The organism is Pseudomonas piscis, from assembly GCF_009380155.1.
Classification (GTDB): domain Bacteria; phylum Pseudomonadota; class Gammaproteobacteria; order Pseudomonadales; family Pseudomonadaceae; genus Aquipseudomonas; species Aquipseudomonas piscis.
In genome coordinates, this window is the sequence record NZ_WHUV01000005.1 from 343,786 (window position 1) to 357,852 (window position 14,067).

At 64.3% G+C, this 14,067-nt stretch carries 15 protein-coding genes; 8 read left to right on the plus strand and 7 right to left on the minus strand.

Features of this window, described 5'->3' with window-relative positions; all coding sequences use genetic code 11:
• Positions 1-4 precede the first annotated feature (4 nt).
• Positions 5-754: an SDR family oxidoreductase gene (locus GDH07_RS26345; RefSeq protein ID WP_152899387.1), complete on the minus strand. Its 750-nt coding sequence runs from the start codon at positions 752-754 to the stop codon at positions 5-7.
• A 173-nt stretch (positions 755-927) separates the two neighbouring features.
• Here GDH07_RS26345 and tusD point away from each other — a divergent pair, with 173 nt between their 5' ends.
• From tusD to GDH07_RS26375, 6 genes are all read left to right on the plus strand, one after another.
• Positions 928-1,320: a sulfurtransferase complex subunit TusD gene (gene tusD, locus GDH07_RS26350; RefSeq protein ID WP_031320135.1), complete on the plus strand. Its 393-nt coding sequence runs from the start codon at positions 928-930 to the stop codon at positions 1,318-1,320.
• Between the two features lies 1 nt (position 1,321).
• Positions 1,322-1,684: a sulfurtransferase complex subunit TusC gene (gene tusC, locus GDH07_RS26355; RefSeq protein ID WP_152899388.1), complete on the plus strand. Its 363-nt coding sequence runs from the start codon at positions 1,322-1,324 to the stop codon at positions 1,682-1,684.
• Positions 1,684-1,980, plus strand: a complete 297-nt coding sequence (gene tusB / locus GDH07_RS26360) for a sulfurtransferase complex subunit TusB (protein ID WP_022639620.1) — start codon at positions 1,684-1,686, stop codon at positions 1,978-1,980. The genes tusC and tusB overlap by 1 nt, the downstream gene beginning before the upstream one ends.
• Positions 1,977-2,312, plus strand: a complete 336-nt coding sequence (locus GDH07_RS26365; protein WP_022639621.1) for a TusE/DsrC/DsvC family sulfur relay protein — start codon at positions 1,977-1,979, stop codon at positions 2,310-2,312. Before tusB ends, GDH07_RS26365 begins: the two co-directional genes overlap by 4 nt.
• Complete coding sequence (locus GDH07_RS26370) at positions 2,309-3,310, plus strand: glycosyl transferase family protein (protein WP_152899389.1); 1,002 nt, start codon at positions 2,309-2,311, stop codon at positions 3,308-3,310. Before GDH07_RS26365 ends, GDH07_RS26370 begins: the two co-directional genes overlap by 4 nt.
• Positions 3,311-3,398: 88 nt before the next feature.
• A complete protein-coding gene (locus GDH07_RS26375) occupies positions 3,399-4,400 on the plus strand; it encodes a glutathione S-transferase family protein (RefSeq protein WP_152899390.1) in 1,002 nt (333 codons plus the stop codon).
• A 43-nt stretch (positions 4,401-4,443) separates the two neighbouring features.
• On the opposite strand, the gene cysG is transcribed toward GDH07_RS26375, so the two are convergent.
• The 6 genes from cysG to GDH07_RS26405 form a co-directional block, all read right to left on the minus strand.
• Positions 4,444-5,838: a siroheme synthase CysG gene (gene cysG, locus GDH07_RS26380; protein WP_152899391.1), complete on the minus strand. Its 1,395-nt coding sequence runs from the start codon at positions 5,836-5,838 to the stop codon at positions 4,444-4,446.
• Positions 5,839-7,119 (minus strand): serine--tRNA ligase, encoded by a 1,281-nt coding sequence (serS, locus tag GDH07_RS26385; RefSeq protein ID WP_053136610.1) that lies wholly within the window; start codon positions 7,117-7,119, stop codon positions 5,839-5,841.
• Positions 7,120-7,135: 16 nt separating this feature from the next.
• Positions 7,136-7,510 (minus strand): fluoride efflux transporter CrcB, encoded by a 375-nt coding sequence (crcB, locus tag GDH07_RS26390; protein WP_022639626.1) that lies wholly within the window; start codon positions 7,508-7,510, stop codon positions 7,136-7,138.
• Positions 7,507-8,832, minus strand: a complete 1,326-nt coding sequence (locus tag GDH07_RS26395) for a replication-associated recombination protein A (protein ID WP_103325604.1) — start codon at positions 8,830-8,832, stop codon at positions 7,507-7,509. The genes crcB and GDH07_RS26395 overlap by 4 nt, the downstream gene beginning before the upstream one ends.
• A gap of 114 nt (positions 8,833-8,946) precedes the next feature.
• Positions 8,947-9,570 (minus strand): outer membrane lipoprotein periplasmic chaperone LolA, encoded by a 624-nt coding sequence (gene lolA / locus GDH07_RS26400; RefSeq protein ID WP_022639628.1) that lies wholly within the window; start codon positions 9,568-9,570, stop codon positions 8,947-8,949.
• Positions 9,571-9,632: 62 nt separating this feature from the next.
• On the minus strand, positions 9,633-12,041 hold the full coding sequence (locus GDH07_RS26405) for a DNA translocase FtsK (protein ID WP_031320136.1): 2,409 nt from the start codon (positions 12,039-12,041) through the stop codon (positions 9,633-9,635).
• A 294-nt stretch (positions 12,042-12,335) separates the two neighbouring features.
• Between GDH07_RS26405 and trxB the strand changes: the two genes are divergently transcribed.
• Entirely contained in the window at positions 12,336-13,286 is a 951-nt protein-coding gene (gene trxB / locus GDH07_RS26410) for a thioredoxin-disulfide reductase (protein ID WP_053136613.1), read from the plus strand.
• Between the two features lie 73 nt (positions 13,287-13,359).
• Entirely contained in the window at positions 13,360-14,040 is a 681-nt protein-coding gene (aat, locus tag GDH07_RS26415; protein WP_152899392.1) for a leucyl/phenylalanyl-tRNA--protein transferase, read from the plus strand.
• The last annotated feature ends 27 nt before the right edge of the window (positions 14,041-14,067 follow it).

The following is a 14,067-nucleotide window of genomic DNA, read 5'->3' on the forward strand; positions in this document are numbered from 1 at the left end:
GTGATCAGCTGAACAGGCCACCGTTGTCGGTATCGATGACGATGGACGACAAGCTCACATGCCGTGGCCGGGTGAGCGCGAAGATCACCGCCTCCACCACATCGCGGTTGGTCCCTGAATCGCCCTTGCGTCGCTCCGGCACCCGCTCCCAGGCCTCATCCAGGGGCGAGATGTCCTCCAGATAGGGCGGATGCACGCACAACGAGCGGACCGGCGTGCCCCGCAGGACCTGGCGCAGGCCATCGGCCAGGGCCAGTTGTCCATGCTTGGCCGCATAGAACGGCAGCGACACGCTGTGCAGGGGCGCATTGGGCAGGCCGCTGATGGAGCCTATGGTGACGATGTCCGGGCGGCTGGAGGCCTTGAGCGCCGGCAGCAGGCCCTGGGTCAGGAGGAAGGTGCCACTCAGGGCCGCGTCGATCACCCCGGTGACTTCGGCAACACTGTGGGGTCGCTCGCTCGCCTCCAGCCACATGGCACCGTTGTTGATCAGGATATCCACCTGGGGCTGGCGTACATGGATCTCGGCCAGGGCCGCCTTGACGCTGTCGCTGTCGGCCAGGTCCACCACCACTTGTTCGGCAGTGCACCCGGTGCGCTGCTCGATGGTGGCGGCGACTTCCGCCAGTGCCTGCGGGTTGCGCCCGCAGAGAATCAACTTGCAGCCCTGGTCCGCCAGGCTGATGGCCAGCGCCGCCCCCAATCCGCGCCCTGCGCCTGTTACCACGACTACCGCCGAATTCAAGCCAGTCATCCCTTGCTCCTTGTACCTGGTCGATTGAAGGCGCGAGTCTATCCACATCATGAGGTGGTGGCTGGGGTAAAGCTTTTCCCGATATGTCCCACCCCGGCAGCCAGCCGAAACGGGTTTAGCCGATCCCCGGATAAAGCTTTATCATGGCCGCCGAGTTATCCATCGAGGCCGTCATGAAGTTCGCCATCGCCCTGTTCTCCGCCGCCCATGCGCCCTCTTCGCGCCGCGCCCTGCTGTTCGCCCAGGCGGCGCTGGCGGGCGGACACGAGATCGTCCGGCTGTTTTTCTACCAGGACGGCGTATACAACGCCGTCAACAGCATCGTCACGCCCCAGGACGAGCAGGACCTGCCCCGGGAATGGCGCGAATTCGTGCGCCAGCATCAGCTGGACGCGGTGGTGTGCATCGCCGCCGCCCTGCGCCGGGGCACGCTGAATGCCGACGAGGCCCAGCGTTACCAGCGCGCCGCGGTGAACGTCGAGGCACCCTGGGAGCTTTCCGGGCTTGGCCAGTTGCATGACGCGGTGCAGAGCGCCGACCGCCTGATCTGTTTTGGAGGAGCCTGAGATGGCCAAGTCCCTGCTGCTGGTCAGCCGCCAGGCGCCCTGGTCCGGTCCCGGAGCCCGCGAGGCCCTGGATATCGTCCTGGCCGGCGGCGCCTTCGACCTGCCCATCGGCCTGCTGTTTCTCGACGATGGCGTGCTGCAACTGATGCCCGGCCAACAGGCCAAGGCCCTGCGCCAGAAGGACCTGGCCGCCAACCTGCAGGCGCTGTCGCTGTTCGGGATCGACGAGGTCTTTGCCTGCCGCAGCAGCCTCGACGCCCGGGGCCTGGACCCGAGCACCCTGGGCCTTAATGCCGTACAACTGCTCAGCAGCCCGGAACTGGCCGGGATCATCGACCGTTATGACCAGGTGATTACCCTCTGATGTCGACCTTGCATGTGTTGTCCCACTCACCCTTCACCGACGATCGCCTGGCCAGTTGCCTGCGCCTGCTGGGGAGCGCCGATGCGCTGCTGCTGTGCGGCGACGCGGCCTATGCCCTGCAACCCGGTACCGCGCCCGGCAATGAACTGGAAGCACGCGACGGCCTGAAACTCTACGTCCTGGAAGAAGACCTGCGCGCCCGGGGCCTGGCCCTGCCCGCCTGGGCCGAAGCCGTGGACTATCCGGGGTTCGTCGAATTGTCGATCCAGCATGACAAGGTCAATACCTGGCTATGAATACCCTGACCCTGGGCGAGCGCGCCATCGAACTGGACAAGGACGGCTACCTGGTCGACCTCGCCGACTGGTCCGCCGAGGTGGCCCAGGCCCTGGCGGCCACCGAGGAACTGGAGCTGGGCCCGGAGCACTGGGAAATCATCGAGCTGCTCCAGGCTTTCTACCGGGAGTTCCAGCTGTCGCCTGCCACCCGCCCCTTGATCAAGTACACCGCCCTCAAGCTGGGACCGGACAAAGGCAACAGCCTGCACCTGAACCGCCTGTTCAAGGGCACTCCCGCCAAACTCGCCGCCAAGCTGGCAGGCCTGCCGAAGCCGACCAATTGCCTATGAACGATCATGCCCCGCTGCTCATGCAAACCCCGGACGAACATCCTTTCGCCCAGTTCGTACGGATTCTCGGCAAGGGCAAGCGCGGCGCCCGCGGCCTGACCCAGGAAGAAGCCCGGCAAGCCATGGGCATGCTGCTGGACGAACAAGTCGAGGATACCCAGCTGGGCGCCTTCCTCATGCTGCTGCGGCACAAAGAGGAGAGCCCGGAGGAACTGGCCGGCTTCACCCAGGCCCTGCGCGAGCGCCTGGACGCCCCGGCCATCCGGCTCGACCTGGACTGGCCGAGCTATGCCGGCAAGAAGCGCCACCTGCCCTGGTACCTGCTGGCAGCCAAATGCCTGGCCCAGAACGGCGTGCGTATCCTGCTCCACGGCGCCGGCGCCCACACCGCCGGACGCCTGTATGCCGAACAACTGCTGGAGCCCCTGGGCATTCCCCTGTGCCGTGACTGGCAAGCGGTGGGCGCGGCCCTGGACCGGGGCAACCTGGCGTTCATCCCCCTGGTCGACTGGGCTCCACAGCTGCAACGGATGATCGACCTGCGCAACGTCCTCGGCTTGCGCTCGCCGATCCACTCCCTGGCTCGGCAACTCAACCCGCTGGGCGCCCGTTGCGGCCTGCAGAGCATCTTCCACCCTGGCTACCAGGCGGTGCACCGCGAGGCCGCCAGCCTTTTGGGGGACAACGTCATAGTGATCAAGGGCGATGGTGGCGAGATCGAGATCAACCCCGACACCACCAGCCATCTATATGGCACCTGCGCCGGAGTTGCCTGGGACGAGGAATGGCCCGCGCTATCGGCGCAACGCCATGTGAAACCGGCCAGCCTGGAACCCGAGCACCTGAAGGCGCTGTGGCGCGGCGAGGTTGAAGACAGCTACCCGCAACTGGCGCTGCTGGCGACCATGGCCCTGGCCCTGCGCGGCCTGGGCACGCCCCGGGAGCAGGCCTTCGAACTGGCCCAGCAGTATTGGGATGCCCGCGATAGATCGATCTGATCGATCCTGATCACCCAGGTTTTGCGCTTTTTGTTCGAACGCCCAGGCATAGACTGCACTCCTACGCATAACAGCTGAGGAGCATTCCATGGGTTTGCTGATCGAAGGACGCTGGCATGACCAGTGGTACGCCAGCGGCAAGGACGGGTCTTTCCAACGCGAACAGGCCCAGCGGCGCCACTGGATCACCGCCGATGGCCGGCCCGGCCCCAGTGGCGAAGGCGGTTTCGCGGCCGAGGCCGGACGCTATCACCTCTACGTATCCCTGGCCTGTCCCTGGGCCCATCGCACCCTGATCCTGCGCCGGCTCAAGGGCCTGGAGAGCCTGGTGGAGGTGTCGGTGGTGAGCTGGCTGATGGGCGAACATGGCTGGACCTTCGACCAGTCCCAAGGCTCCAGCGGCGATCGCCTGGACGACTTGGACTTCCTGTACCAGCGCTATACCGCCGACACCCCGGACTATACCGGCCGAGTCACCGTGCCCTTGCTGTGGGACAAGCAGCAGCGGCGCATCGTCAGCAATGAATCGGCGGAGATCATCCGCATGTTCAACAGCGCCTTCGACCACCTGACCGGCAATCGCCTGGACTTCTATCCGCAAGCCCTGCGCTCGCGCATCGACCAGCTCAACGGGCGCATCTACCCGGCATTGAACAATGGCGTGTACCGCGCCGGCTTCGCCACGTCGCAACAGGCCTACGAAACGGCCTTCGATGAGGTATTTGCCGAGCTGGACACCTTGGAGGCGCTGCTCGCCGGGCAACGCTACCTGGCCGGTGAGTACCTGACCGAAGCGGATGTACGCCTGTTCACCACGCTGATCCGTTTCGACGCGGTGTACCACGGCCACTTCAAATGCAACCTGCGGCGTATCGCCGACTACCCGAACCTGTCCAACTGGCTAAGGGAGCTGTACCAGTGGCCGGGAGTCGAAGGGACCGTGGACTTCCGTCATATCAAGAACCACTACTACGCCAGCCACGCCACCATCAATCCGACTGGTATCGTGCCCAAGGGGCCATTGCTGGACTTCGGCGTCAGCCATGACCGGCAGCGCCTGGACGGACGTGGAGTGTGGTGCAGGGATTGAGCGCCGTCGCCGCCACCAGGCTGCAACCTGGCGGCGACGGGTTTCAGGACTGGGGCTGGGCGCCTTCGAACCAGGCCAGCTTGTCGCGCAGCTGGACCACTTCGCCGACGATCACCAGGGTTGGAGCATGGACTTCGTGCTCCGCCACCAGGGCCGGCAGGTCCGCCAGGGTCCCGGTGAAGACTCGCTGGTTGCTGGTGGTGCCCTGCTGGATCAACGCCGCCGGGGTGCTGGCAGCGCGGCCGTGCTTGATCAACTGCTCGCAGATGACCGGCAGCCCCACCAGGCCCATGTAGAACACCAGGGTCTGGGCGGGCGCCACCAGATCGGCCCACGGCAGGTTGGTGGTGCCATCCTTGAGGTGACCGGTGACGAAGCGTACCGATTGCGCATAGTCGCGATGGGTCAGCGGAATCCCGGCGTAGGCCGAGCAACCACTGGCCGCGGTGATCCCCGGCACCACCTGGAAGGCGATGCCCTGGGCCGCCAGTTCCTCGATCTCTTCGCCACCACGGCCGAAGATGAACGGATCACCACCCTTGAGCCGCACCACGCGCTTGCCTTGCCGGGCCAGGTCCACCAGTTGCTGGTTGATCTGGTCCTGGGGTACCGCATGGTCGGCACGACGCTTGCCCACATAGATGCGCTCGGCGTCACGCCGGCACAACTCGAGGATCGCCGGCGCCACCAGGCGATCGTAGAGCACCACATCGGCCTGTTGCATCAGGCGCAGGGCACGGAAGGTCAGCAGGTCCGGATCACCCGGGCCGGCCCCCACCAGGTACACCTCGCCCTGGGCACTGGGCGCCCGGCCGTCGATTCGCGCTTGCAGCAGGCGCTCGGCCTCGGCCCCTTGCCCGGCCAGTTGGCGGTCGGCGACAGGCCCCTGGAATACCTCTTCCCAGAACGCCCGGCGCTGTTGCACATCCGGGAACAGGTTCTTGACCTGGGTCCGGAAGCGCGCGGCCAGGCCGGCCAGCTGGCCGTAGGTGGACGGGATCCAGGTTTCCAGCTTGGCCCGGATCAACCGCGCCAGCACCGGAGCATCGCCACCGCTGGAGACGGCGATGACCAATGGCGAACGATCGACGATAGCCGGGAAGATCACGCTGCACAGGGCTGGCGCATCCACCACGTTGACTGGCAGGCCGCGCCGATGGGCGTCGGCGGAAACCTGGGCATTGAGGGGCTGGTCGTCGGTAGCGGCGATGACCAGGGTGCAGCCGTCGAGGTCGGCCTCGACATACCCGCGCAGCAGGGACTGGCCGCCGCTGGCGACCACCAGTTCCTGCAATTGCGCTTCTATCTCAGGTGCGACCACCCGCAGCTGCGCACCGGCATCGGCCAGCAGACGGGATTTGCGCAAGGCAATCTCCCCTCCACCGACCACCAACACACGACTGCCGCGAAGCTTGTGAAACAGCGGCAGGAATTCCATTTAGCCGATGACCTCGATGCCGCCCATGTAAGGCTTGAGTACATCCGGCACGCGGATCGAACCGTCGGCCTGCTGGTAGTTCTCCAGCACCGCCACCAGGGTCCGGCCTACGGCCAGGCCGGAACCGTTGAGGGTGTGCACCAGCTCCGGCTTGCCGGTTTCCGGGTTGCGGAAACGCGCCTGCATGCGGCGGGCCTGGAAGTCGCCACAGTTGGAGCACGAGGAGATCTCGCGATACTTGTCCTGGCTCGGGATCCAGACTTCCAGGTCGTAGGTCTTGACCGCGCTGAAGCCCATGTCGCCGGTGCACAGGGCCAATACGCGATAGGGCAGTTGCAGCAACTGCAGGACTTTCTCGGCGTTGGCGGTCAGGCCTTCCAGGGCTTGCATGGAAGTGGACGGCTCCACCACCTGGACCATCTCGACCTTGTCGAACTGGTGCTGGCGGATCATGCCGCGGGTATCACGGCCGGAAGCACCGGCTTCGCTGCGGAAGCACGGGGTGTGGGCGACCAGTTTCAGCGGCAGTTGCTTGGAGTCGAGGATCTCCCCGGCGACGATGTTGGTCAGCGACACTTCGGCGGTCGGAATCATGTACAGATCGGCCTCGCCTTCGCGGGTGATCTTGAACAGGTCTTCCTCGAACTTGGGCAACTGGCTGGTGCCGAACAGCGCCGGCGCCTGCACCAGGTACGGGGTGTAGGCCTCTTCGTAGCCATGCTCGCCGGTGTGCAGGTTGATCATGAACTGCGCCAGGGCGCGATGCAGGCGGGCGATAGGACCGCGCAGCAGGGCAAAACGCGCGCCCGACAGCTTGGCCGCGGTTTCAAAGTCCAGCCAGCCGTGGGTTTCACCCAGGGCCACGTGGTCCTTGATCGGGAAGTCGAAGCTGGCCGGAGTGCCCCAGCGGCGCACTTCGACGTTACCGTCCTCATCTGCGCCGACCGGCACCGATTCGTGAGGCAGGTTGGGAATGCCGAACAGGATCGAGTCCAGCTCGCCCTGGATGCTTTCCAACTCGGCCTTGCCGGAGCTGAGCTCGTTCCCCATGCGCTCGACATCGGCCATCAGCGGGGCGATATCTTCGCCGCGCTGCTTGGCTTGTCCGATGGACTTGGAGCGCGCGTTACGTTCGGCCTGCAGTTGCTCGGTGCGGGTCTGCACGGTCTTGCGCTGTTCTTCCAGCGCTTCGATGCGTGCCACATCCAGGGCGAAGCCGCGGGATGCCAGACGATCCGCTACGTCCTGAAGGTTGCTACGTAACAGTTTGGAATCGAGCATGTCGTTCTCTCGTTTATCAAAGTTTGGTCAGGGACAGGCCGGCCCAGGTGGCGAGCAGCCCGCCGAATACACTCAGCGCCGCATAGCCCAGGGCCAGCGCCACTTGTCCGCTTTCCAGCAGACGCACGGTATCCAGTGAAAAGGATGAAAAAGTCGTCAGCCCGCCGAGGAAACCGACGATCAATCCGGCACGCACTTCGATCGGCACTTCCGGACGGATCAGGAACAGTCCGTACAATACGCCGATCAGCAGGCAGCCCACGATATTAACGGCCAGCGTCGCGGTATAGAAGTGCCGCGGCCAATTGGCGCTGATCCAGTTGCCGGTAGCGAAGCGCAACAGGGTGCCGGCGACGCCGCCGGCCGAAACCGCGAGTATCAACGGGATCAAGGTTTTCTCCGCTGCAAGGGGCTGGCCCTGTCCAGGGCGGCCAGGTGCTTGAGCTTCTCGCCGATCTTCAATTCCAGGCCACGGGGTACCGGCTGGTAGAGAGCCAGGGGCTCCAGCGCCTCGGGGAAGTAGTCCTCGCCGGCAGCATAGGCGTCCGGCTCGTCATGGGCGTAGCGATACTCCTCGCCGTAGCCCAGTTGCTTCATCAGCTTGGTCGGGGCGTTGCGCAGGTGCAGCGGCACTTCCAGCGAACCGTGCTCGGCAGCGGCACGCATGGCGTTCTTGAAGCCCATGTACACCGCATTGCTCTTCGGCGCACAGGCGAGGTAGGTGATGGCCTGGGCCACTGCCAGCTCGCCCTCGGGGCTGCCCAGGCGCTCTTGCACATCCCAGGCCGCCAGGCACAGGCTCAGGGCCCTGGGGTCGGCATTGCCGATGTCCTCGCTGGCCATGCGCACCACGCGCCGGGCGATGTACAGCGGATCGCAGCCGCCGTCGAGCATGCGGGCGAACCAGTACAGGGCGCCATCGGGATTGGACCCACGCACCGACTTGTGCAACGCGGAAATCTGGTCGTAGAACGCCTCGCCGCCCTTGTCGAAGCGCCGCCGGGTATCGCCCAGCAAGCTCTGCAGCAGGTCGGTGCCGATCTCGCCGCCGTCCTCGGCCAGGTCGGAGGCGTTCTCCAGCAGGTTGAGCATGCGCCGGCCATCGCCATCGGCGGCCGACATCAGCATCTGGAAGCCTTCGTCGCTCAGGCTCAGGTGTCGCTTGCCCAGGCCGCGTTCCTCGCCCAGGGCACGCTGCACCAGCTTGCGCAGCGCCGTCTCGTCCAGGCTCTTGAGTACATAGACCCGAGCCCGGGACAGCAGCGCATTGTTGAGTTCGAAGGAGGGGTTTTCCGTAGTGGCGCCGATGAAGATCAGCGTGCCGTCTTCCACGTAGGGCAGGAAGGCATCCTGTTGCGACTTGTTGAAACGATGCACTTCATCGACGAACAGGATGGTGCGCCGGCCATATTGCCCGGCGTGCTGCTTGGCGACCTCCACCGCCTGGCGGATCTCCTTGACCCCGGACAACACCGCCGAGACAGTCTCGAAATGCGCATCGGAAACGTCCGCCAGCAGCCGCGCCAGCGTGGTCTTGCCCACGCCCGGCGGGCCCCAGAAGATCATCGAATGCAGCGCGCCCTGCTCCAGGGCTTCGCGCAACGGCTTGCCCCGGGCCAGCAAGTGCTCCTGGCCGACGTACTCGTCCAGGTTGGTGGCACGCAAGCGCGCAGCCAGCGGCTGGGCGATCGGTGCACTTCGAAACAGGTCCATGGACTTTCTTCAAACCTCGAGACGGCGACGCGGAACGGGCCGCTCCCGACAGCGCCAGGCCGCATCCTGTCGATGCGGGCCTGGACGAACGCCGCCGGGGCGCGGAAACGGCTCTTATTCCTGGATCACATCGGCACCCTTGGGGATGTCGAACTTGAACCTGGAAGCCGGGATCGACTCGTTGGCCTTGACCCCGGTGAACAGGATATTGGTACGCTGGCCGACGCTGTCGATCAGCTGCATGTCGTTGATCATGCCGTTGCGAAACGACAGGCGCAGGCTGTCGAACAAGGTGTCTCGGGTCTTGGGCTTGAGGACGAAGTCCATCACCCCACCGGCTTCCTTGGAGGTGATATCGAAGCTTTCGCTGATCTTCGACACATCGCCGGAGAGCAGCAGCGCCGGGGTCTGGGTCAGGCGCTGGTCAAGCTTCTTGATGGTCACCTGCTCCAGGTCAGGGTCCCAGAGCGAAACCTTCTGGCCATCGGAAACCATCAACTGCTCCTGGGGAGCATCGGTGTGCCAGTAGAACAGGCCAGGACGCTGCAGGGACATCTCGCCCGCGGTTTCCTGCAACTGGGTGCCACTGCCGTCGAGGGTCAGTTGCGAGAAGCGCGCGCTCAGGGTCTGGGACTTTTCCAGCAACTGGGTCAGGCGGGCCACATCCTTGGGATCGGCGTGGGCCGACAGGGTGGTCACGGCCAATACCGGCAGCAGCAACATGCGAATCAGGCGCATGGGATTCCTCATTCAGGTAGATGGAGCGGCGTGGCCTCACGCCGCTGATATCGAAACCGCGATCAGTCGCGCGAAGGGCCGGGAGCCAGGACTTCGCGGGAACCGTTGGTGTTCATCGCCGTCACCACCCCGGCCATTTCCATGGCCTCGATCATCCGGGCAGCGCGGTTGTAGCCAATCTTCAGCTTGCGTTGGACCGCGGAAATCGAGGCCCGGCGGCTTTCCAGCACGAACTGCACCGCTTCGTCGTAGAGCGCGTCGGCTTCCGGATCATCGCCCTCGCCACCGCCGCTGCTGCCTTCGAAGCCGCTACCGGCCTCTTCGACGCCATTGAGGATGTCGTCGTTGTATTCGGGCGCGCCGCGCAGCTTCCAGGCCTCCACCACCCGATGCACTTCATCGTCGGATACGAAGGCGCCATGGACCCGGATCGGCAGGCTGGTACCGGGCGGCATGTAGAGCATGTCACCGTGGCCCAGCAGTTGCTCGGCGCCACCCTGGTCGATGATGGTCCGCGAGTCGATCTTGCTCGATACCTGGAACGCCATGCGGGTCGGGATGTTGGCCTTGATCAGGCCGGTGATCACGTCCACCGACGGCCGCTGGGTCGCCAGGATCAGGTGGATACCGGCGGCCCGGGCCTTCTGGGCGATACGGGCGATCAGCTCTTCGACCTTCTTGCCGACGATCATCATCATGTCGGCGAATTCGTCGACCACCACCACGATGGTCGGCAGCTTGGTCAGCAAAGGCGCTTCGTCGTGGATGCTCTCGCGGTTGTACAGCGGGTCGGCCAGCGGCGTGCCAGCCTCTTCCGCTTCCTTGACCTTGGCGTTGAAGCCCGAGAGGTTGCGCACGCCCATCTTGGCCATGAGCTTGTAGCGCCGCTCCATCTCGGCCACGCTCCAGCGCAGGGCGTTGGCCGCGTCCTTCATGTCGGTGACCACCGGGCACAGCAAGTGCGGAATGCCCTCGTAGATCGACAGTTCGAGCATCTTCGGGTCGATCATGATCAGCTTGGCGTCTTCCGGGCCGGACTTGAACAGGATCGACAGGATCATCGCGTTGACCCCCACCGACTTACCGGAACCGGTGGTACCGGCCACCAGCAGGTGCGGCATCTTCGCCAGGTCGGTGATGATCGGCTTGCCGCCGATATCGTGGCCCAGGGCCAGGGTTACCGGGGACTTGAAGTTGTCGTATTCCGGAGTCGAGAGCACTTCGGAGAAGCGCACTATCTGCCGGTCTTCGTTGGGAATCTCGATGCCCACGGTGGTCTTGCCGGGAATCACTTCCACCACCCGCACGCTGGTCACGGCCAGGGAACGGGCCAAGTCCTTGGCCAGGTTGGCGATCCGGCTGACCTTGACCCCGGCCGCTGGCTGGATTTCGTAACGGGTGATCACCGGCCCTGGGTGGATGGAGTCCACCGCGACCTCGACCCCGAACTCCTTGAGCTTGATCTCCAGCAAGTGGCCGACGGCCGCCAGGGACTCAGGGGAGTAGTTGAGCTGTTTCTTTTCCGCAGGGTCGAGGATCGAGATCGGCGGCAAGGTACCTTCCACCGCGCTGTCGATGAACAACGGTACCTGCTTCTCCTTCTGCACCCGCTTGCTCGGCTCCGGCGGCTTGGTGGCCACTGGCGTAATCACCGGCGGCACCTGCTTCTCGCGCTCGGACATATGCTTGCTCAGGGCTTGCTCACGCTCGATCAGGCGCTCCTTGACCTTGGCCTGCTCGCGCTTGTCGGCGACGCTCGGCGCTACGACTTCGTCGACCCGGGCGTCCACTTCGCGCAGTTGCGCCACCAGTTGCTTGCGCTCCATACGCTCGTCCCACCAGCGATTGGCAGCGCCATGGACCAACTCGAACAGATCGAGAGTGATCTTGCCGGTGACATCCATGACCTTGAACCAGGACAGGTCGGTGAACACCGTCAGGCCGAACAGGAACAGGGCGATGAACATCAGGGTACTGCCCTGTATGTTCAGGGCGTTCTTGGCCAGGTCGCCCAGGCTCTCGCCCAGGGCGCCGCCAGCACCGGCCGGCAGGCCCGTGGCGGCATGGAAATGGATATGCGCCAGCGCCGCGCCGGATAGCACCAGGAATACCAGGCCGATCAGGCGCCAGGAAAACAGCCAGCCACTCCACTGCCAGGGCTCATGGCGCTGGCGGAAGATCTGGTAGGTCTTGATCGCCAGTAACAGCGGGAAGATATAGGCGAAGTAACCCAACACCATGAACAACATGTCGGCGCTGTAGGAACCGGCGGGACCACCGAAGTTCTGCACGTCCTCGATCTTGCTGTTATGACTCCAACCCGGATCGTCCTTGCCATAGGTCAAAAGCGCCATCATCAAGAACAGGCACAAGGCTCCGATGGCGATCAGCGCACCTTCCTTGAGCCGGTAGTGCAACTGTTGACGCCAGAGCGGAACAACGGGTTTGGGTGCTGCGGTGGATTTCTTCAAAACGCGTCTTTTCCTGCGCCAAGGGCGCGTCCAACGGGTGATTGACTACAAATACTGCTCAATCCGAGCAGGTAAATAAAGTTGACCGGCGTAACTGGGGCTACTTTTAACATTCAGTCACTTGCTTCTGAAACAGTGCAATTGCGAATAAGCCCGCCATAACGCCACATTGTACGGGTTTGTTCACTCCATGCCACGCCAGGAAGGCTCGCCGGGCATCGTTTTCTGCCTGTCATACGCTGTTCAATTGGAGCATGCATTCTCTTTGCTGACAAAGGCTTATGAGGTGTTTTTATGAACGACGCGAAGCATTCACGCCTGATCATCCTGGGCTCTGGCCCTGCCGGCTACAGCGCCGCGGTCTACGCCGCCCGGGCCAACCTCAAACCGACCGTGATCACCGGCCTGCAGGCCGGCGGCCAACTGACCACCACCACGGAAGTGGACAACTGGCCTGGCGATGTCGAAGGCCTGACCGGTCCCGTGCTGATGGAACGCATGCAGAAACACGCCGAGCGCTTCGACACCCAGATCGTCTATGACCACATTCACACCGCTCAGTTGCAGCAACGGCCTTTTGTCCTGGTCGGCGACAGCGGCAGCTATAGCTGCGACGCGCTGATCATCGCCACCGGGGCATCGGCGCAATACCTGGGCCTGCCCTCCGAGGAAGCCTTCTCCGGCAAGGGCGTTTCGGCTTGCGCGACCTGCGACGGTTTTTTCTATCGCAACCAGGTAGTGGCGGTGATCGGCGGCGGCAACACCGCGGTAGAGGAAGCCCTGTACCTATCGAACATCGCTCGGGAGGTGCACCTGGTGCATCGCCGCGACAAGCTCCGGGCGGAGAAGATCCTCCAGGACAAGCTGTTCGACAAAGCGGCCAATGGCAACATCCGCCTGCACTGGAACCAGCATCTGGATGAAGTACTCGGCGATGCCAGCGGAGTCACGGGCGCGCGCTTGAGGGACAGCCAGACCGGCACCACCACCGACCTGGCGCTGTCCGGGGTATTCATCGCCATCGGCCACAAGCCCAACACCGACCTGTTCCAGGGCCAACTGCAGATGCGCGACGGCTACCTGCTGGTCAAGGGCGGCAGCGAAGGCGACGTCACCGCCACCGACATCCCCGGAGTGTTCGCCGCTGGCGATGTGGCCGACCACGTCTACCGCCAGGCCGTCACTTCCGCCGGGGCCGGTTGCATGGCTGCCCTGGACGCGGAAAAATTCCTCGACGACAACTAGGGCCTCGCCCTAGGCTTGTGGTAGGTCGCCTGACGGCCTGCCACCGCCCTCCCCTGCCGCAAGTCTGGATGCCATGCTGACCTGGTTACAACGCAACAATCTTGATTTCCCCCCCCTGGAAAAAGCCATGCGCGAGCCCAACGGCCTGTTGGCTGCAGGGGGCGACCTGTCAGCCGAGCGCCTGGTCCAGGCCTACCGCCACGGCTGCTTTCCCTGGTTTTCCGAGGGCCAGCCAATCCTCTGGTGGTCGCCGGATCCGCGTACCGTGTTGTTTCCGAACGAACTGCATGTATCCCGCAGCCTGGCCAAGCTCCTGCGCCAGCAGCGCTACCAGGTCACGTTCGACCAAGACTTCGCCGCGGTCATCAGCGCCTGCGCGGCGCCCCGAACCTATGCCGATGGCACCTGGATCAGCGAGGCGATGCAGAACGCCTACCTGCAACTGCACCAGCGTGGCTACGCCCATTCGGTGGAGGTCTGGGACCAGGGAGTGCTGGTAGGCGGGCTTTACGGACTGGCCATGGGACAGCTGTTCTTCGGCGAATCGATGTTCAGCCGCGCCGACAATGCATCGAAGTTCGGTTTCGCCACACTGGTGGAGCGACTGAAGGACTGGGGTTTCGTCCTGATCGACTGCCAGATGCCCACCGACCATCTGCATAGCCTGGGTGCCCGCGCCATCACCCGCAGGGAATTTTCCGATTACCTGCAACGCCACCTGGACCAGCCGAGCCGCGCCACATGGGTTCCCTAGGCGGGTTTGGCGGGGGTGGCTTACACT

What these genes read in the sequence shown, in the direction of transcription:
- tusD (WP_031320135.1), top strand. Translation starts at nt 928, where the DNA reads ATGAAGTTCGCCATCGCCCTGTTCTCCGCCGCCCATGCGCCCTCTTCG.
- aat (WP_152899392.1), top strand. Translation starts at nt 13,360, where the DNA reads ATGCTGACCTGGTTACAACGCAACAATCTTGATTTCCCCCCCCTGGAA.
- serS (WP_053136610.1), bottom strand. Translation starts at nt 7,119, where the DNA reads ATGCTCGATTCCAAACTGTTACGTAGCAACCTTCAGGACGTAGCGGAT.
- lolA (WP_022639628.1), bottom strand. Translation starts at nt 9,570, where the DNA reads ATGCGCCTGATTCGCATGTTGCTGCTGCCGGTATTGGCCGTGACCACC.
- tusB (WP_022639620.1), top strand. Translation starts at nt 1,684, where the DNA reads ATGTCGACCTTGCATGTGTTGTCCCACTCACCCTTCACCGACGATCGC.
- trxB (WP_053136613.1), top strand. Translation starts at nt 12,336, where the DNA reads ATGAACGACGCGAAGCATTCACGCCTGATCATCCTGGGCTCTGGCCCT.
- cysG (WP_152899391.1), bottom strand. Translation starts at nt 5,838, where the DNA reads ATGGAATTCCTGCCGCTGTTTCACAAGCTTCGCGGCAGTCGTGTGTTG.
- GDH07_RS26375 (WP_152899390.1), top strand. Translation starts at nt 3,399, where the DNA reads ATGGGTTTGCTGATCGAAGGACGCTGGCATGACCAGTGGTACGCCAGC.
- GDH07_RS26345 (WP_152899387.1), bottom strand. Translation starts at nt 754, where the DNA reads ATGACTGGCTTGAATTCGGCGGTAGTCGTGGTAACAGGCGCAGGGCGC.
- GDH07_RS26370 (WP_152899389.1), top strand. Translation starts at nt 2,309, where the DNA reads ATGAACGATCATGCCCCGCTGCTCATGCAAACCCCGGACGAACATCCT.
- tusC (WP_152899388.1), top strand. Translation starts at nt 1,322, where the DNA reads ATGGCCAAGTCCCTGCTGCTGGTCAGCCGCCAGGCGCCCTGGTCCGGT.
- GDH07_RS26365 (WP_022639621.1), top strand. Translation starts at nt 1,977, where the DNA reads ATGAATACCCTGACCCTGGGCGAGCGCGCCATCGAACTGGACAAGGAC.
- GDH07_RS26395 (WP_103325604.1), bottom strand. Translation starts at nt 8,832, where the DNA reads ATGGACCTGTTTCGAAGTGCACCGATCGCCCAGCCGCTGGCTGCGCGC.